Source organism: Nocardia sp. Tas62D01, assembly GCF_055232035.1.
Genome location: NZ_JBUYUZ010000001.1, coordinates 7,833,891 through 7,851,462, shown reverse-complemented (window position 1 = coordinate 7,851,462; position 17,572 = coordinate 7,833,891). Strand labels below are relative to the sequence as shown.

The following is a 17,572-nucleotide window of genomic DNA, read 5'->3' as shown; positions in this document are numbered from 1 at the left end:
GCTCCCGATGTGTCGGTTGGCCACGGCGACGACGCCGATGACGGCCTGTCCCAAGGGCATTGCATGCAGGGGTCAGGTCGGCAAACCGACGGCTCGCTCGCCGCTGCGCCGCTGTTGAATGACCACCGCGGCCACGAGCAGCGATCCCTGGGCGACGTTCTGCCAAAAAGTGTTGACGCCAACCACATTCAGACCGTTGTCCAGCGCACCGAGCAGCACCACCGCGAGCAGCGTGCCGCCGACAGTGCCCTTTCCGCCCTTGAGCGCGCAGCCGCCGAGCGCCGCCGCGGTGATCGACTTCAGCTCGAGACCTTCGCTGCCCGAGACCGGCTGGCCGGACCCGGTGCGCGCGGTCAGGATGATCCCGGCGATCGCGGCCACCACCCCGGCGAGCACGTACACCGCAATCAAATACTTGTTGATGTTGATGCCGGAAAGCCTTGCCGCGGTGTCGTTACCGCCGATTGCGTAGATATTGCGGCCGATGTCGGTGTACTTCAGCAGGACGTGCACGCCCAATGCGACGATCGCGAGAATGATCACCGGCACCGGTAGCCCGAGGATCTTGCCTCTGGCGAGGAAAATGAACATGTCGTTGTCCAGCACGAAACCCTGCGCCTTGCCGCCCGAAATCAATTGGGCGAGACCCTTGTACGCGGCCAGCGTGGCCAACGTCGCGATCACCGGGTTGACCCGGCCGTAAACGATGATCACGCCATTGACCAGGCCGAGGAGCAGCCCGACGCCGATCGCGGCAAGGATGCCGAGGAAAGCGTTGCCCGAGGCTGCGGTAAAGGCCATCGCACTGATCACCGAGGCGACCCCGGCCTGCGAGCCGACCGAGATATCCAGCGCACCACAGATGACCACGACGGTCTGCACGACGGCCAGGAGACCGAAAACTGTTACCGCATCACCGATTCCGGCCAGGTTTGCCGGATCGAGATAGCCGTCGTTGAGCGAGCCGAAGATCACCACGATCACCACGAGCGCGCCGATCAGGCTCAGGTTGCCGGTACCTATGGCGCGCAGCAGGCGGCGGGGCGTGAGCGAGGCGCTATAGCGGGCCAGCCCCGGTGGCGGTGCGTCGGGACCGGTCGCCTCCGGCTCCGTCGATAGTTCGAGTTCGGTCATTGGTTTCCTCGCGATGTGTGCGACGTCAGGTCTCCGGCCATGGCCAGCGCGAGGATCGCTTCCTCGCTAGCCTCGCCGCGGTCCAGTTCGCCGGTGACATGCCCCTGCTGCATGACGACGATCCGGTCGGCAAGGCCGAGTACTTCGGGTAGCTCCGAGGAGATCACCAGCACCGCCACTCCGGACTCGGCCAGTTCCTCGATGATGTGATAGATCTCCACCTTGGCGCCGACATCCACGCCGCGGGTGGGCTCGTCCAGGATCAGCACCTTGGGCTTGCGGGCCAACCAGCGGGCCAGCACCACTTTCTGCTGGTTGCCGCCGGAGAGTTTGCGTACCTCCTGCTCGATCGAGGGTGTCCGCACCCGCAACGATTCGACGTACCGCAGGGCGAGCCGCCGTTCCTCGCCGCGCCGGATGAACCGCAACCGCCGCAGCCGATCGAGCATCGCGAGCGAAATGTTGTCGCGCACACCGCGATGCAGCAGCAGGGCTTGGGCTTTGCGCTCTTCCGGCGCGTAGCCGAGTCCGGCCCGCACCGCGTCGCGCGGCTGGCGCAGCCGCAGCGGCTTGCCGTCCACCCGCACCTCGCCGGAACGGATCGGCAGGTCACCGGCCAGCGCCCCGGCCAGCTCGGACCGGCCCGCGCCGACCAGGCCCGCAAGCGCGACAACCTCACCAGCCCGCACCTGCAGACTCACATCCCGCACGTCGTCGGTGGTCACCGCGACCGCGTCGAGCACGACCCGTCCCGGCGTATTGTGCTTGCGCGCGAACAACGTCGACAGATCCCGGCCGACCATCATCCGGACGATCTCTCGGTCGGTGGTCTCGCCGGTCGGCCGCACCCCGACGAGCGCACCGTCGCGCAGCACCGCGACATGGTCGGCCAGCCGGAAGATCTCCCGCATCCGATGGGACACGTAGATCACCGCCAGGCCCTGCGCGCGCAACCGGCCGATCAGCGCGAACAGCGACTCGGTCTCATGGTCCGACAGCGACGAGGTCGGCTCGTCGAAGGCGATCACCTTGGCGTCGGTGGTCAACGCCCGCATGATCTCCACCAACTGTCGTTGCGCCGCGGTCAATTTCGAACCGAGGGTGCCGGGGTGGAGGTCACGGTCGAAACCGAGCCGGGCGAGGTCGGCGCGCATCCGCTCGCGCAGTGCCGCTCGGTCGACCAACCGGCCCGCGCGCCGCGGCAGCGACCCGAGGTATACGTTCTCGGCGACCGATACATGCGGCACGATCTCCGGTTCCTGGCCGATCACCCGGATCCCCGCGGCCCGCGCATCGGCCGGGGTGGCCGGCTCGAGCATCACTCCGTCGAGCTCGAGCCGGCCACTGTCCGGGCGGTGATCGCCGCCGAGGATCCTGATCAGCGTGGATTTACCCGCACCGTTCTCGCCCATCAGGGCGGTCACCGCACCCGCCGGAAAGTCCAGGCTCACCTCACGCAGGGCAGGCACCCCGGCGAAGCTTTTACTGAGCCCGGTCACCCGCAGTCCGGTCAGCTGCATTTGACGCCCGCCTGCTGCCAGTTGGTCGAGTCCACCATCGTGGTCGGCGCGAACGCCTCGCCCGGCATCGCCTTGCCGTTCTTCAGGTAGTCGTAGATCGTCTGCACCGCAAGCGCACCGACGTCCTTGCCGTTGATGAACAGTGCCGCCTTGAAACCGGTCGGCTTGCCGCCACGCCATTCCTTGCACGCCAGGTAGGCGCCGAGGCCGACACCGAGCACGTTGTCGGCGGCGTAACCGGAGTTCTGGATCGCGGCGACGCCACCACTGACGTTCTCGTCGTTGCAGCCCATGACAATCCAGTTCTTGACCGACCGGTTGCCCGCCACCGTCGCGGAGATCTTGTTCTGCGCATCCGACGGGGTGTTGTCGGTGCCGACCTCGATCACCTTGACGTCGGCGCCGGAGGCGTCCTTGAACGCCTTCTGGTTGGCCTTGACCCGGTCGGTGCAGACGGTCACGTCCTGCTTCCAGGCGTCGATGATCGCGGTCTCCTCAGGCTTCCATCCGGCCTTCTTGAAGTCCTGACCGGCCCGGGTGCCGACTTCGGTGCCCATCTGCGTGCCGCTGAAGCCGACCCGGGGCACGAGCTGGTCCTTGGCACAGTTCGACGGGTCCGGCCCGTTCGCGCAGACCTGGTCGTCGGAGGTCAGCAGGGCAACGCCCCCGGCCTTGGTCAGCTGGGCGACCTGCGGCCCAACCGACGGATCCGGCACCACCACGATCACACCGCTGGCCTTCTGGTTGACCGCGTTGTTGACCTCGGTGACCGCTTTGTTCGCGTCGTTGCCCAGGTTCACCACCTTCAGATCGACGCCGAGTTCGGCGGCCTTGGCCTTGGCGCCCTCGGCCTCGCCGATGAAGTACTCCTGGTCGCCCTGCTTCTGGGCGTACACGAGGCTGATGGCGCCCGTGTTGTGCTGTGGCCCGCTGCTCTGCGAGCTGGTCTCCTTACCCGACGAGCAGGCTGTCGCGGCCAGCGCCAGCGACACCCCGCACAGAACGGCGCTGGTCCAACGGCGTCGGTGGGTCCAGGACATGGGCACTCCTAGGTGATCTGACGCACATTCGCGTCGCGTAGTAATGCCGGTTACAGTAGGACTTCGGATAACCGTTGTAAATACTGTTGGCCGAAGTGGTCCGGTATGTTTGCGAACATGAGCGGAAGGATTGGGCCCGACCGTGTACCAGCTGACCGCGCGCGACATCAGACGCCGTAACCGGTTCTATGTATTGCAGGCGGTTTACGCCGCCGAGGGCCACACCAGCCGACAGGAGATCGCCCAGGCGACCGGCCTGTCCTTCGCCACGGTCGGCAACATGATCGCCGAACTGCTGGACGTCGGCGTGCTCGCCGAGCTGGGCTACGACGCACCGGGGATCGGCAGGCCGCGCGCCCGCCTCGCGATCAATCCCGACCGCGGGACCCTCGTCGGTGTCGACATCGCCGAGACCAGCATCCATTTCGACCTGTTCGACCTGGCCATGTCGGTACTGCGATCGGTCGAGATCCCCGTCGACCCGGCAGCCACCCAGCCCGACGATGTCGCCGAGCTCATTATCCGCGGCATCGGCGAGGTGACCGCAGGGGAAGCCGACCGGGTGCTCGGCATCGGCCTGAGCGTGCCGGGCCTGGTCGAACCGGAGGGCGGCGTCTCGGTGTTCTCGCCGTACTGGCACTGGCACAACGTTCCGCTCGGGGCGCTGCTCGAACAGCGGCTGCCGCACCCGCTCTATCTGGACAATCCACTCAAAGCCAGCACCGCGGCGCATCTGTGGTTCGGCGCGGGTCGTGATGTGGACGACCTGATCGTCGTCACGCTCCGTGCCGGTGTCGGCATCGGTGTTGTCATCGACGGAATGCTCTACCGCGGCGTGACCAACAGCGCGGGCGAATGGGGCCACACCAACCTCGTGCTCGACGGACGCCGCTGCTCATGCGGGCGCAACGGCTGTGTCGAGGCGTATGTGAGCGCGCCAGGCATCGTGCAGACCCTGCGCGAACTCGCGCCGTCCAGCCCGCTGATCAGCACCGATGACGCACTCACCATCGCGGCCATCGCCACGGCCGCGACCCGCGGCGACACCGTGGCGCTGGAAGTCATCGATAGGACCGGCCACTACCTCGGTGTCGCCGTCGCCAATCTCGTGAACCTCTTCAACCCGCGCACCATGGTCTTCGGCGACCTGGTCGCGAACCACCTGGGCGCGCCACTGCTCGAGGTGACCCGACGCGTTGCCGCGCACCACGCCATGTCGGACCCGTTCGACGCGGTGACGCTGCAACTGTGCACGCTGCCGCACAACCCGGCCAGCCTCGGCGCCGCGACCTTCGCCCTCGAGGGCTTCCTCGCCGACCGGGAGACCTTCGGCTCGATCGCCGCCCGCCGCGCCCTCCGCGCATCTACGTAATCCTCGCGCTCGGAGACAGCCGCATTTCTCCATTGTTACGTGCACATTTCACGACGACGGTGGATCCTTTCCCATCGTTAACTCACAACGGCGAATTCCAGAGCATTCATTTCGTCGCTGTTACATCGTTTATCCGGCAATGATGGCCTCGCGGTGCTGAAAACTTTGCAACTTGTTGTGCTGCAGTCTATTTCAACACGAATGACCAGCCTCCCATTGTGCGGACTCGGCAACATCGCATTTTTCCCGATGTGACCAACCGGCAACATAACGGGCGTGAACTTGGTGCATCGGAATCGAAAAGACGAATCCGCAGCCGCACCAGATTTATTTGGGAGGATCACGTGTCCGCACCGACAACCCCCGACGTTATCGATCAGGCCATCGCCGACAACATCGCCAAGTCGCTGGCCGAAATTCCACACCCCGCCCTGCCGAAGGGCACCAACATCTACGGCTCGACGAAGATCTTCCCGGACTATCAGGCCGAGGCGGGCGAAACGTACTTCACGCTCGTCCACGGGATCGCCCACGAGTCCTCGGTCAGCTTCGTCGCGATCTTGCAGGCCACCAGGGCACTGCGTAAGGGCTTCGATTCCGCGATCTACTTCTATGGCCCCGGCGCGATCAATGCCGTTGCCACGCGCGGCTTTCCGACCACCGGAGACAGCGGCTTCCCCGGTGAGCAGAACATCAATGACGCGTTGGCCGCGTTCATCAAGGAGGGCGGCAAGGTCTTCGCCTGCCGTTTCGGCCTCGCCCTGCACGGTGCCCGCGAGGAGGACCTCATTGAGGGCGTCATCCCGGCGCACCCGCTCGACGTCCAGGACGCGCTGATCCACTACGCACGCAAGGGCGCCATCATCAACTCCACCTACCAGCTGTAGGCGACCATCATGACCGACCTGTCCACCCGGGTAGATATCGCGCTACTCGGAATCCGCGTCGATGTGCCGGTGCAGCGCCGCTCCGGGGCCGGTCCGAGCGATGACGGTCATGTGCTGATCGGGGGTGCCGGCGCCGCCATCCCCATCCGGTCCGATAGTCCCTACGAGATACGGAACAACCGGCTGCTGCTCGACGGCGCCGACCTCGGCATGACGATCGAGCCGGTGCGCAGACCCAGGTTCTACGACCTACGCACCGCCGACGGCGTCGCCTACGAGAAGATCGCCAAGCTGCACGGATCGAATGTGCTGGCGACCACCGTGGTGCAGACCTGCATCCGCTACGGCGAGGACCAGCGCTGCCGGTTCTGTTCCATCGAGGCGTCGCTGGCGGCGGCCAGCACCATCGCCGTGAAGCGTCCCGACCAGCTTGCGGAGGTCGCCGAGGCCGCGGTCCGGCTCGACGGCGTACGGCAAATGGTGCTGACCACCGGCACGTCCGCCGCGAAAGACCGTGGTGCGAGACATCTTTCGCGCTGCGTCCGCGCGATCAAGGCGGTCGTGCCGGAGTTGCCGATCCAGGTGCAGTGCGAACCGCCGGGCGAGCTGACCACGATTGCCGAGTTACACGCGGCGGGCGCCGATTCCATCGGCATCCACGTCGAGTCTCTCGACGACCGGGTCCGAGCCCGCTGGATGCCGGGCAAGGCGACGGTCCCGCTGGCGGAGTACCGGGCGGCGTGGGCCGAGGCGGTGCGGGTCTTCGGCCGCAACCAGGTGTCCACCTATCTGCTCGTCGGCCTCGGTGAGGACCCGGACGAATTGGTCTCCGGCGCAAAAGAACTCATCGAAATGGGCGTCTACCCGTTCGTGGTGCCGTTCCGGCCGCTGGCGGGCACGTTGGCCGTCGACGTGGACGGTGCGACCGCGCCGCCCGCGGAGGTGCTCGCCGACGTCAGTCGCCGCGTCGCCGCCGAATTGCGCCACGCCGGAATGCTTGGCGCCGACCAGAAGGCAGGCTGTGCGGCCTGCGGGGCGTGCAGCGTGCTGCAGACCGCGGGAGGGTGAGATGACTCGGACCGACCCGGCGACAACGTGGATCGATTCCGCCATGGTGCGCACCGACGCAGCGACAGCCGCAATCAGCACGCAGCCGGATTTCTGCCTGCTCACCGGCCCGAGCAACCCGCGCCCGGTGCAGCGCGAATTCCTGATCTATCCGGCCGACGCCCGGCAGCTCGCTGCGTATCGCGCCCTGCGTCGCGAGAATTTCGTCGTGGACCAAGGGCTTTTCGCCACCACGGATGCCGATGACATCGACGCTGATGCACGCACCCAGGTGCTGGTGGCCATCGCTTCCGGCGGCGAGCTGCTCGGCGGAGTGCGGCTGGCTCCCGCCGCTACGCCGGACCTCGGCTGGTGGACCGGCAGCCGCCTGGTCGTCGACCGCAGGCTGCGCACCCGAGGCGTGGGCCAGGCCCTGGTCCGCGCGGCGTGCGCCTACGCGGAGTCGAACAACGTGCTGCGTTTCGAGGCGACCATACAAGCCCGGTACGAACCGATGTTCGCCCAGCTCGGCTGGATTCGATTGGGCCACCGCATGATAGGAGCCAGCTTACACGTCTGGATGCGGTGGCCGATCGACCGGATCGAGCGACTCGCGCATGCCACCAAAGCGATGCTGGCCGAAGCCCTCGCTCCGTTCCGAGGTCAGCCATCCGGACTGGGCGGCACCGGATTTCGCGGCGACGACGGGGCGCCGGTGCCCGGCAGCGACGTCATCGCGGCCTGCGACGCCATCATTCCGTCGATGGTGGAACGCGACCCGGAGTGGGCCGGGTGGTGCGCCGCGCTTGTCAATGTGAACGATCTGTCCGCGATGGGGGCGGAGCCGGTCGGGCTGCTGGACGCGGTCGGCGCACCCACGCGGTCGCTGCTGACCAGGGTGCTGCGTGGGCTCGCCAGAGCCAGTGCGGCATGGGGTGTTCCGGTACTGGGCGGTCACACTCAGCTCGGCGTGCCCGCGGCGCTGTCGGTCACCGCGTTGGGTCGTACCGAGCGACCCATACCCGGCGGAGGCGGGAAAGTCGGACACGCGCTGCGACTGACCGCCGACCTCGAGGGCGGATGGCGACCGAATTACCAGGGAAAGCAATGGGATTCGTCATCACGGCGCACCGGGGAGGATCTGCGCGCACTCGGCAGATTCGTGGCGCGGACCGCGCCCGCCGCAGCCAAGGACGTCAGTATGGCCGGGCTCGCTGGCACCGTAGGCATGCTCGCGGAAGCCAGCGGCGTAGGCGCCGAACTAGAGGTGGCGCGAATACCGCGTCCGGCGAGCGCCTCGGTCGCGGAATGGGTCAGCTGCTTCCCCGGGTTCGCGATGATCACCGCCGACCGGCCGGGAGCGCCCACCGCGCCGGCCGGCCCCGCTGAGTCCGCGGTGTGCGGCGTACTCACCGCCACCCCGGGCGTCACATTGCGCTGGCCCGACGGGACGACGACAGATGCGGTGCACGGCACCGTCACCGGATTGGGAGAATCATGAGCGACATCACCATCTCCGTGGCCGCCGCGGAATTCGGCCGCGACATGGGCGCGTGCTACCGGACCATCGGCGGGTTGATCGATCAGGCCCGCGAGCGCGGCAGCCACCTGCTCGTGCTGCCGGAGGCATGCCTCGGCGGCTACCTCCCCAGCCTCGGCGGCGCGGACGAGAACGAAGAAGCCAAACAACGCAGGTTGCGCAGCCTGCCGCCCGCCCTCGACCTGGACGGACCCGAGCTGCGTCACATCGCCACCATGGCCGGTGATCTGGTTGTCACGCTGGGCTTCTGCGAGGCCGACGGCGACACTCGCTACAACGCGGCGGTCACCCTGCACGGCGACGGCATCCTCGGCTCCTACCGCAAGGTGCATCAGCCCCTCGGCGAAAACCTCTGCTACGCGGCCGGAACCGAGTACCAGGCATTCGAAACCCCGGTCGGGCGCATAGGCATGCAGATCTGCTACGACAAAGCGTTCCCCGAGGCCGCGCGCAGCCTTGCCCTCGACGGCGCCGAGATCATCACCTCGCTGTCGGCCTGGCCGACCGCGCGCACGGCGACGGTCGAACGGCTCGAAGACGATCGGTGGAAGCAGCGCTTCGACATCTTCGATCGGGCTCGAGCGGTGGAGAACCAACTCGTCTGGGTCGCGTCGAATCAGTCGGGCACGTTCGGTTCGCTGCGGTTCGTGTGCAGCGCCAAGATCGTCGGCCCTGGCGGCGACATCCTGGCCGGCACCGGAGTTGCGGCGGGGCTCGTGACGGCGACCGTGGATGTCACTGAAGCACTGCGGCTTTCGCGTGGCGGTGGGATGTACAACCTGCGCGATCGCCGACCGGATCTCTACCACAGTGTCGTGCGCGAGTACGGGGTCATCGGACAGCCCGACCCGGCAGCAGGATTGGAGACGACCCATGCCTGACATCACCGACATGCGGGAACACCGGGATGTCGTCGTCATCGGCGGCGGGCAGGCCGGACTGTCGATCAGTTGGCATCTCACCCGGCGAGGCGTCGATCACGTAGTCCTCGAACGTCATTCGATCGCGCACGAATGGCGCGACAGCCGATGGGACAACTTCACGCTGGTCACCCCGAATTGGCAGTGCGTCCTGCCTGGATACGCCTACTCCGGACCCGACCCGGACGGCTTCATGAAGCGCGATGAGGTCTACCACTTCGTCCGCCGCTACGCCGACACGTTCGACGCGCCGGTCCGCGAGGGCGTCACGGTCACCTCGGTAACCCATTCCGCGACAGGCAGTTTCGACATCGAGACGACCCACGGGCCACTGCACGCCGGACAGGTGGTCGTCGCGGCGGGCGGCTATCACATCCCCGTCATCCCCCGCTTCGCCGACAAACTCCCGACCTCGATCACCCAACTGCACTCATCGCAGTACCGCAGTGCGGCGCAGCTGCCTAAGGGTGGCGTGCTCGTCGTCGGGACCGGGCAGTCGGGCGCACAGATCGCCGAGGACCTGCATCTGGCCGGTCGCAAGGTTCATCTCGTCGCGGGCGCGGCGCCGCGCGTCGCGCGCTTCTACCGCGGACGCGACTGTGTGGCATGGCTGCAGGACATGGGCCACTATGACGTCCCGATCGAGGATCAGCCGGGCGGGCTCGGCAAGCGGGAGAACACCAACCACTACGTCACCGGACGTGACGGTGGGCGCGATATCGACCTGCGCCAATTCGCGGTGGAAGGCATGGCGCTGTACGGCCGTCTTGTCGATGTGCACGGCGGCACCGCGTATTTCGAACCGTCGCTGGAGAAGTCGCTGGACGCGGCGGACGCGGTCGCGGAGAGCATCAAGGATTCCATCGATGCCTACATCGCCCGCGAAGGGATCCGGGCGCCGGTGCAGGCGCGGTATGTCCCGGTGTGGCGACCCGAGCGGGAGATCACCGACATAGATGTGGCCACCGCGGGGATCACCTCGGTGGTGTGGTCGGTCGGGTTCCGGACCGACTATCGGTGGCTTCGGGTCGGCGTCTTCGACGGCGAAGGTCACCCCTGCCACAACCGCGGTGTCACCGCGACACCCGGCCTGTTCTTCCTCGGTCTGCCGTGGCTGCACACCTGGGGCTCGGGCCGGTTCGCCGCGATTGCCAGGGACGCCGAGTTCCTTGCCGAACAGATCGGCATCCGGGTCCGCGAAACCGCCGCGGCCTGAGGCATATAGGCATGGCCGCCACTCGAATCGCCGCCCTGGCAGCACATTTCGGCATCGGAATCGGACGGGCGCTCGACAAGCTCGAAGGCATTGTCGAACGACTCACCCGCGACGGCGTCGAGTTGCTCGTACTGCCCGACGCCACCCTCGGTGGCTACATCGGCGATCTGCGCAACCCGGACCCGGCCACCGCGCCGGAGGCGATCGACCCGGACGGGCCGGAGATCCGCATGCTGTGTCGGATGGCGGGCGATATGACCATCTGCGTCGGTTATGCCGAACGCGCGGACGGACTTCGATACAACGCGGCGGTATGCCTCACCGGCGACGGCGTGCTCGGACGGCACCGCAAGGTGCACCAGCCCGCGGGCGAACACCTCGCCTACGCGTCGGGCGACCGCTTCGCCGCGTTCGATACGCCGATCGGGCGGATGGGCATGCTGATCGACTACGACAAGACCTTCCCCGAGGCCGCGCGCACCCTCGCGCTGGACGGTGCGCGGACCGTCGCCGCGCTGTCGGCCTGGCCCGCCAGCGTCACCGATCGGGCCTCCCGGATGCCCAACGACCGCCAGGCCCGGCTCTTCGACCTCTACGACCAGGCGCGTGCCGCCGAAAACCAGGTCGTGGTCGCCTCTTCCAACCAGACCGGCATTACCGGCAGCCTGCGCTTCCTCGGCCAGGCGAAGGTGGTCGGACCGGGCGGCGATGTGCTGGCCAGGACTTGGTCCAAAGGTGGTCTGGCAGTGGCGAATATCGATATCGACGCGGAGGTGGACCGCGCTCGCCGTGTGCTGCGGCACCTCGACGAGCGGCGGGTGGACACCTACCGGAACCTGTTACTCGAGAAGGGCGGACACTGATGCGCGTCGCGCTGCTCACCTACTCCACGAAACCGCGCGGCGGAGTGGTGCACACGCTCAACCTGGCGGAGGCACTCGACGCGGCCGGGGCCGAGGTGACGGTGTGGGCGTTGGGTCGAGGGGGCGATAGTGGTTTCTTCCGACCTGTCGACCCCACGGTGCACCTCGAGGTGGTGCCGTTCGCGCCCGACGACACCGAAACGGTCGGACACCGGATCATGCGCTCGATCCAGACCTTGCGTGCGGCATTCGCGCCCGACGATTACGACATCGTCCATGCGCAGGACTGCATCAGCGCCAACGCGGTCGATCGCTGCATCCGCACCATCCATCACCTCGATCACTTCACCACGCCGGTGTTGGCGCGCTGCCATGAGCAGGCCATTGTCAGGCCCTATGCGCGGATCTGTGTGTCAGCCGCCGTCGCCGAAGAGGTCCGCGCCGGTTGGGGTTTCGCGCCGACAGTCATTCCCAACGGCGTCGAATTCGACCGATTCGCCACGGCTGCGCGCGACACTTCCACCGCGATGGCAGGCCGTGCGGCGTGGCAACGCCGGTTCGGCCGATACGTGCTCGCCGTCGGCGGCATCGAACCACGCAAGGGCAGCCTCGACCTGCTCGAAGCCTTCGCCTTGCTCGCCGCCGAGCACCCCGAACTGCGCCTCGTCTTCGCGGGCGGCGAAACGCTCTTCGACTATCGCCACTATCGCGCCGAATTCGACACCCGCGCCGCCGATCTCGGTATCGAGGCCACCGTGCTCGGGGCTGTCGACCACACCGAACTGCCCGCGCTGGTTGCGGGCGCGGCGCTCGTCCCCTTCTTCTCCACCAAGGAAGGCTTCGGCCTTGCCGCCATGGAAGCTCTCGCCGCCGGAGTACCGGTGGTAGCGCGTGACCTACCGGTGCTGCGCGAAGTCTTCGGCGACACAGTCCAATTCGCCGAGACAGCCGCCACGATGGCGACACTGATGGCCGCGGCCCTGACCCCGGACCCGACCCGGGTACAACACGGCCGGACTCTCGCGGCGGGACTCAGCTGGGAATCCGCCGCCGCCGCACACCTCGACTTTTACCGCACCCACGGACTCCGCGACAGCGCAGGGCCAGCTCCAGTCGCGGTTGGTGGACTGCGGTAGCAGTGCGAGGAAGATCAATAGGCCCTTGGGGTTGAGTCCGCTGACGCCGATGCCCTTCACCAGGGTGCCCAGTCCGTGCCGACCGCCACCTCAGCTGCCATGCTTGGCGCCGACGGTTTGGCGAAGGTCATCGCACATCAGGTAGACCCGCCGACGATGGTGAGACCGGTCAGGATTCCCGGTGACCCGGCCACCACGGCACCGACTCCAGCCGCCGCAATGACGGTGATAGTGGCGTAGCCGAGCACGAGACCGCCAACGGCGGGAACGACGGAGCGACCGCGCCGTCGGCCTCACCTTCCAGGCACTGGTCTTCGTCACCACACGTGGGCGATATACCGGGACCAGGCACCGCCAACATCGTGGTCCAAGACGGCTGTGCGCAAGACTATTCCGAGCACATCGCGCTGGCGGGCAGCCCACGCGCGGCCGCCTTCGTCCTGAACGCGCTCGACCCGACCCACCCGCGGCGCCGTGTGCGTCATCACACCGTTCACCGGCTGGCCGGGATTCGGGCTCGCCTATCCGGAACGATGCCGCCGCCGCATGGTCAGCACGCCCGTACCCCAACCGACTACGAACATCACCAGCAGAATCAGCCACATCGGTGACCAGATGGTGATCAGCAGGAACTCGATCGACACCTTGTTGCGGTTCTCGGCGACGAAGATCACCGCCAGCACCGTCAGCGCGAGCGCCACCCACTGCGTCGGTGAAATCCGCGTCAGCAACGATCGGTTCTGGTTGGTACTCACAGCTTCCCCTCTGTATCGGGTCGGCGACCGTCGTTCTCAACCGCCGCCGGTCAGGACAGCACGTAGTCGGCGCGTGTCCTCGGGCGTCCATCCCGGGGGTTGCAGGATCGCCGCCCACGCATCGGCGATATCGGCCTGGAAGGTGTGCCCGTGTCCGTCGGGCACGTCCACCGACGACCAACGCCGCTGCGTTCCGGAAGTTTTCGGCGAATCTGCATTTCCCGTGTGGTCGGGTTCTGGCGCTGTCGTCGGAGGTGAACTCATCTGTGCCCCGGTAGCGGAAACCGAAATACAGAACGATTCTAACGGCAACCCTCGGGTTGCGCGATGTGTGCCGAAATACCTCTGGTAACCGGCTCGAGGTGCCACCGTGTCCGATCTCATCCGACGGAGATCGTGCACCCGTTCACGCCGACGACGATGTGATTTCAAGCTATATCTCGATAGGATTCACCTATAGCACGTGCCAGCGCCATACGACGATGCGCCTGTTCTGAACTCAGCAAATCATGATCTTGCTGACCTCACACCGATTTCGGTAACATCTATCGCACTGCGCCACCCCACTTTTACCGGCGGCGTATAGATAGCTGACAGATCGCCAACGTGGGTTTCGAACCGGGTGGTGGATGGATGTCGGATAGGAAACTGATTCTGATCACCGGAGCCGGCTCCGGATTCGGCCGGGACGCGGCGCTGATTCCCGCCACGATCGGACATGATGTGCTCGCCGTGGTCCACGACGAGCAACAGCGAACCGAACTCGCCAACGAGGTCTCCGCGCGGGCACTTCCCCTTCGGATGGAGATCCGCGAACCTCTCTCGGAATCCGATCGCGCGGCCGTCCTCGAGCGGTATGTCGATGGTTGCGCGTGGCGCCGGTCTGGTGATCTTCGTGTCGTCGATCGCGGGGCTGACCACCGGCCGCAACAGTCCGAGGATCTCGTGCACGCACGGGAGCGTGACGCATGGAGCCGCCAGCAGACAGGAACCGACCGTTCGACCCGAGAGGCACGCCATCATGGACAACCGGCCCACTGCCACAGACGCGACCACCACACCGCGCCCCGGACGAAAACACGGCGCGACCGGCGAACTGACCACCATCTGGAAGGTCAAGCCGGGACACCAGAAGCAGATCCGCGAGGCCCTCGAAACGCTCGACAATTGGCCGCTGGCGGAAAAGGCCCACGCGGGCGAACCCATCGGCACCCTGCGCGATCGGCGCTGGGTGCTGTTCGACGACGACTCCCGAATGCTGTTCGCCACCAACTACGACGGTGAGTGGGTGCCCTACATCGAGGCGTTCGCCGAACACAACGCGGCCGCCTTCGAAGTGATCTTCACCCATATCGAGGGCTGGCCCGAACTCGGACTCAGCGATCCCGGCGTCTTCGATTACATCATCGAGCATCGGCTCACCGCGATCGAGTACATGCGCTTCTACGACGGTACCGTGCACGAAATCCGCAAAGCGCTGGCGCTACAGAAGTCGTTCGACAAGCTGATCGACTCTCCCGCATTCCAGCTGGCGGCCGCCTCATCGCAGCTGCGGCGGGCGCGCGCTCAACGACGACTTCCTCGGTACCTATTACACGCTGTTCTTCAACGGCGGTACCGGACCGCACATCAGCGATGGCGTGGATCAAGCCACGGTCCCTGCGGGTAACGAATTCCCTTATGTCGCAGCGCCGAACGGAGACCCGGTATGACAGCCTTACGGCTCGACGATATCCAGGGCGGTGTGCTGCATCCGCTGCCGTTGCCGTACGTCGGCGCCTTCGACCTGCTGCGCATCGACAATGCCGACGCGGGCCGGACCTGGTTGCGGCGGGTGATCCCGGCGCTTCGTTCGGCGGTCGATCCTACCAACCCGGACGCCGACGCGTGGCTCAGCGTCGCGTTCACCGCGGAAGGACTGCGCGCGCTGGAGGTGCCGGCTGCCTCGCTGCGCAGCTTCGCCCCCGAATTCCGCGAAGGGATGGCAGCCCGCGCGTCGCTGCTGCACGACGTCGGCGACAGCGCTCCCGAACACTGGGAGGCGCCGTTCGGCAGACGCGACGTGCACGTCGCGCTCAGTGCGATGGCGCCTGATCAGAACCGCCGAGACACCTTGTTGGCCATGGTCGCCGAGGCCACCGCCGAAACCCCCGGCGTCGTACGAACATATCGACAGGAATGCCGTTCCTCCGACGGGCGTGAGGCCTTCGGCTTCACCGACAACACCAGCCAGCCATCGGTCGAGGGCAGCGGGCTCGATCCGTCGAGTACCGGCGAAAAGCCGATCAGGGCAGGAGAATTCATTCTCGGCTACCTCAACGAGTCGAGCCGGGTCGAACCGATGCCGCACCCCTACGAGCTCGGCCGAAACGGCACCTATCTCGTGATTCGCAAGCTGCAGCAACGCGTGCCCGAGCTTGGGCACTGCCCGCATGCCGACGCCGCCGGCCACGAAGCCGAGGAACTGCTCGCCGCCAAGATCATGGGCCGATGGCGCAGTGGCGCACCGGTGGTGCTCGCCCCCGAACGCGACGACCCGCCCCTCGGCGCCGACCACAGCCGCAACAACGACTTCGGTTACCGCGTCGAGGACGATGACTGCGGCTTCAAATGCACACTGGGATCGCACATTCGGCGCATGAATTCCCGCGATGCGGAGACCTTCGGCAACCCGCGCACGCACCGACTTATTCGGCGCGAGGCAAACTGCGGGCCACCGCTGCCGGAAGGAGTGCTGACCGGCGACAGCGCCGAGCGCGGCATGCTCTTCGCGTGCATCGGCGCCTCGCTGCGCAGGCAGTTCGAGTTCGTGCAGCAAGAATGGGTGAGCAGCGGCATCTTCCTCGACCACAATGGGGAGCGAGACCCGTTGTGCGGAGCCAATAACGGCACGGGCGTCTTCACCATCCCCGAACGCCCCATCCGCAGACGCATCCACGAGCTGCCCACCTTCATCGTCACCCGCGGCGGCGAGTACTTCTTCATGCCCGGACTGTCCGCCTTGCGCTGGCTCGCCGACCAGCACCGGTGAGGAGCCGACGTGACAGCCGAATGTCCCTCGACCACAGCCGGTTCCATCGCCCTACGGAACCCGCGGCTGTCGAGAAACCGTTGGTGAGCTTTTCGAGATCGCCGATCGAGATGGTTCCAATGCCGTTGATGAGCCCATTGATTCGGCTCTGGCCGACCTTGATGATCTTCCCCCCTCGGCCTGACTGAGGCCCGCAGTCCTGATCATATGGTCGATTTCGCGTCCCAGCAGCAGTTTTCGTGCGGTGTGCGATCGCGTTGCCATGGCCCCCCAGCCTATCCGGCCGCCCCGTTTCACCGGCTCCGGCGACCTGCTCAGCTACTTGTCCGCTCAGGTTTCCGAAGCATGATTATCACGGTACATTTAACACGTTAACGATGTCACGGCACGCTGAGGCAGCGGGGCGTCATCGACGTCGACCGTATCACGGGGGAAGGCGTCGGATGATGACGACCAGACCGATCGCCGACGACAGGCTGTTCCACAACACCTCAGCGCCGTAAGCAGTTTCAGCCCGCAGGCCCGCCGCCGCAACCGTGCCGGTGGCCGGGAAGCGGATCAGCGCCGGACGGTACTGTTGCCAGCCGGACGGTGTCGAGCCGGGACTGACCGACCTCACCGCACGAGAGATCTTGGCCGCCGAGCACACACTGCCGTATGCCCGCCGGCCGGCGGCGGCCGCCTTCCTGTCGGCCGACCTGGACGACGAGTAGGCACGAGTGGATCCATACAATGGAGCAGAGTTGACTTTCCCTGGCGTACAACAGATTCGGCTGTCATCCCCGGCGCAGTTCGAGAGCGCGGCAGCGGCTCGATTACGAGCGCTTCCGACGGCGGACGAACTGGTCGCCGCGATCCAGGGTAATAAGTCGAGCAACCACCCGGTCGCGGAGTTGGCGAACCTACTGGGAACCGCACACCGGCAGCGCATCGACCATTCCGGCCCAATCACCGAAATCGACGGCCAGCGCGCCGAATTGATCGTGACGATCGATGCCTGGGTGAATCGCAATGTCCCGTCCGCGCACGCCGGGCCGACCCTGCACACCGAATGCCTCGGCCCCGTCGTGGACCGGATGGCCGAACGTCAGGTGCAGACGCAGCTTGCCGC

15 protein-coding genes and 3 pseudogenes are annotated in these 17,572 nt (G+C 66.5%); 13 read left to right on the top strand and 5 right to left on the bottom strand.

The window, feature by feature from the left end:
• Positions 1 to 72: 72 nt before the first annotated feature.
• The 3 genes from ACV7NQ_RS37640 to ACV7NQ_RS37630 are packed head-to-tail and all read right to left on the bottom strand — an operon-like array spanning position 73 to position 3,694.
• Positions 73 to 1,134 carry an ABC transporter permease gene (locus ACV7NQ_RS37640; protein ID WP_463363893.1) on the bottom strand — a complete coding sequence of 354 codons (1,062 nt, stop codon included), beginning with the start codon at positions 1,132 to 1,134 and terminating at the stop codon, positions 73 to 75.
• Entirely contained in the window at positions 1,131 to 2,654 is a 1,524-nt protein-coding gene (locus tag ACV7NQ_RS37635; protein WP_463363892.1) for a sugar ABC transporter ATP-binding protein, read from the bottom strand. The genes ACV7NQ_RS37640 and ACV7NQ_RS37635 overlap by 4 nt, the downstream gene beginning before the upstream one ends.
• Positions 2,645 to 3,694, bottom strand: a complete 1,050-nt coding sequence (locus ACV7NQ_RS37630; protein WP_463363891.1) for a substrate-binding domain-containing protein — start codon at positions 3,692 to 3,694, stop codon at positions 2,645 to 2,647. Before ACV7NQ_RS37630 ends, ACV7NQ_RS37635 begins: the two co-directional genes overlap by 10 nt.
• Before the next feature lie 130 nt (positions 3,695 to 3,824).
• Here ACV7NQ_RS37630 and ACV7NQ_RS37625 point away from each other — a divergent pair, with 130 nt between their 5' ends.
• The 9 genes and pseudogenes from ACV7NQ_RS37625 to ACV7NQ_RS37585 form a co-directional block, all read left to right on the top strand.
• On the top strand, positions 3,825 to 5,066 hold the full coding sequence (locus ACV7NQ_RS37625) for an ROK family protein (protein ID WP_463363890.1): 1,242 nt from the start codon (positions 3,825 to 3,827) through the stop codon (positions 5,064 to 5,066).
• Positions 5,067 to 5,410: 344 nt separating this feature from the next.
• A complete protein-coding gene (locus tag ACV7NQ_RS37620) occupies positions 5,411 to 5,953 on the top strand; it encodes an MSMEG_0572/Sll0783 family nitrogen starvation response protein (RefSeq protein WP_463363889.1) in 543 nt (180 codons plus the stop codon).
• 9 nt (positions 5,954 to 5,962) lie between these two features.
• Positions 5,963 to 7,021 carry an MSMEG_0568 family radical SAM protein gene (locus ACV7NQ_RS37615; protein WP_463363888.1) on the top strand — a complete coding sequence of 353 codons (1,059 nt, stop codon included), beginning with the start codon at positions 5,963 to 5,965 and terminating at the stop codon, positions 7,019 to 7,021.
• A gap of 43 nt (positions 7,022 to 7,064) precedes the next feature.
• Positions 7,065 to 8,501, top strand: coding sequence for an MSMEG_0567/sll0787 family protein (locus tag ACV7NQ_RS37610; protein ID WP_463365975.1), 1,437 nt, complete (start codon positions 7,065 to 7,067; stop codon positions 8,499 to 8,501).
• Complete coding sequence (locus tag ACV7NQ_RS37605; RefSeq protein ID WP_463363887.1) at positions 8,498 to 9,421, top strand: carbon-nitrogen hydrolase family protein; 924 nt, start codon at positions 8,498 to 8,500, stop codon at positions 9,419 to 9,421. The genes ACV7NQ_RS37610 and ACV7NQ_RS37605 overlap by 4 nt, the downstream gene beginning before the upstream one ends.
• A gap of 10 nt (positions 9,422 to 9,431) precedes the next feature.
• Positions 9,432 to 10,676 carry an MSMEG_0569 family flavin-dependent oxidoreductase gene (locus tag ACV7NQ_RS37600; protein ID WP_463365974.1) on the top strand — a complete coding sequence of 415 codons (1,245 nt, stop codon included), beginning with the start codon at positions 9,432 to 9,434 and terminating at the stop codon, positions 10,674 to 10,676.
• Positions 10,677 to 10,687: 11 nt separating this feature from the next.
• Entirely contained in the window at positions 10,688 to 11,539 is an 852-nt protein-coding gene (locus tag ACV7NQ_RS37595; RefSeq protein WP_463363886.1) for a carbon-nitrogen hydrolase family protein, read from the top strand.
• A complete protein-coding gene (locus ACV7NQ_RS37590; protein WP_463363885.1) occupies positions 11,539 to 12,675 on the top strand; it encodes an MSMEG_0565 family glycosyltransferase in 1,137 nt (378 codons plus the stop codon). Before ACV7NQ_RS37595 ends, ACV7NQ_RS37590 begins: the two co-directional genes overlap by 1 nt.
• Before the next feature lie 341 nt (positions 12,676 to 13,016).
• Positions 13,017 to 13,145: pseudogene (locus ACV7NQ_RS37585) on the top strand (lipase); the annotation flags it as partial.
• A 51-nt stretch (positions 13,146 to 13,196) separates the two neighbouring features.
• Here the strand turns inward: ACV7NQ_RS37585 and ACV7NQ_RS37580 are convergent.
• Together ACV7NQ_RS37580 and ACV7NQ_RS37575 are read right to left on the bottom strand one after the other, a co-directional pair.
• On the bottom strand, positions 13,197 to 13,430 hold the full coding sequence (locus ACV7NQ_RS37580; protein WP_463363884.1) for a hypothetical protein: 234 nt from the start codon (positions 13,428 to 13,430) through the stop codon (positions 13,197 to 13,199).
• 36 nt (positions 13,431 to 13,466) lie between these two features.
• Positions 13,467 to 13,604, bottom strand: a pseudogene (locus ACV7NQ_RS37575) (alpha/beta-hydrolase family protein); the annotation flags it as partial.
• Between the two features lie 847 nt (positions 13,605 to 14,451).
• On the opposite strand from ACV7NQ_RS37575, the gene ACV7NQ_RS37570 reads away from it, so the two are divergent.
• The 4 genes and pseudogenes from ACV7NQ_RS37570 to ACV7NQ_RS37555 all read left to right on the top strand — a co-directional run.
• On the top strand, positions 14,452 to 15,099 hold the full coding sequence (locus ACV7NQ_RS37570; RefSeq protein WP_463363883.1) for a hypothetical protein: 648 nt from the start codon (positions 14,452 to 14,454) through the stop codon (positions 15,097 to 15,099).
• A 39-nt stretch (positions 15,100 to 15,138) separates the two neighbouring features.
• Positions 15,139 to 16,461: a Dyp-type peroxidase gene (locus tag ACV7NQ_RS37565; protein ID WP_463363882.1), complete on the top strand. Its 1,323-nt coding sequence runs from the start codon at positions 15,139 to 15,141 to the stop codon at positions 16,459 to 16,461.
• Positions 16,462 to 17,003: 542 nt separating this feature from the next.
• The gene (locus ACV7NQ_RS37560) at positions 17,004 to 17,174 is read left to right on the top strand and encodes a hypothetical protein (protein WP_463363881.1); all 171 of its coding nucleotides are present in this window, start codon (positions 17,004 to 17,006) and stop codon (positions 17,172 to 17,174) included.
• Between the two features lie 6 nt (positions 17,175 to 17,180).
• Positions 17,181 to 17,546: pseudogene (locus tag ACV7NQ_RS37555) on the top strand (DUF4254 domain-containing protein); the annotation flags it as partial.
• Positions 17,547 to 17,572: the final 26 nt, after the last annotated feature.

Excerpts from the sequence above, each read along its gene's own strand:
- ACV7NQ_RS37640 (WP_463363893.1), bottom strand. The coding sequence starts at position 1,134 with ATGACCGAACTCGAACTATCGACGGAGCCGGAGGCGACCGGTCCCGAC.
- ACV7NQ_RS37635 (WP_463363892.1), bottom strand. The coding sequence starts at position 2,654 with ATGCAGCTGACCGGACTGCGGGTGACCGGGCTCAGTAAAAGCTTCGCC.
- ACV7NQ_RS37630 (WP_463363891.1), bottom strand. The coding sequence starts at position 3,694 with ATGTCCTGGACCCACCGACGCCGTTGGACCAGCGCCGTTCTGTGCGGG.
- ACV7NQ_RS37615 (WP_463363888.1), top strand. The coding sequence starts at position 5,963 with ATGACCGACCTGTCCACCCGGGTAGATATCGCGCTACTCGGAATCCGC.
- ACV7NQ_RS37610 (WP_463365975.1), top strand. The coding sequence starts at position 7,065 with ATGGTGCGCACCGACGCAGCGACAGCCGCAATCAGCACGCAGCCGGAT.
- ACV7NQ_RS37605 (WP_463363887.1), top strand. The coding sequence starts at position 8,498 with ATGAGCGACATCACCATCTCCGTGGCCGCCGCGGAATTCGGCCGCGAC.
- ACV7NQ_RS37600 (WP_463365974.1), top strand. The coding sequence starts at position 9,432 with ATGCGGGAACACCGGGATGTCGTCGTCATCGGCGGCGGGCAGGCCGGA.
- ACV7NQ_RS37595 (WP_463363886.1), top strand. The coding sequence starts at position 10,688 with ATGGCCGCCACTCGAATCGCCGCCCTGGCAGCACATTTCGGCATCGGA.
- ACV7NQ_RS37590 (WP_463363885.1), top strand. The coding sequence starts at position 11,539 with ATGCGCGTCGCGCTGCTCACCTACTCCACGAAACCGCGCGGCGGAGTG.
- ACV7NQ_RS37570 (WP_463363883.1), top strand. The coding sequence starts at position 14,452 with ATGGACAACCGGCCCACTGCCACAGACGCGACCACCACACCGCGCCCC.
- ACV7NQ_RS37565 (WP_463363882.1), top strand. The coding sequence starts at position 15,139 with ATGACAGCCTTACGGCTCGACGATATCCAGGGCGGTGTGCTGCATCCG.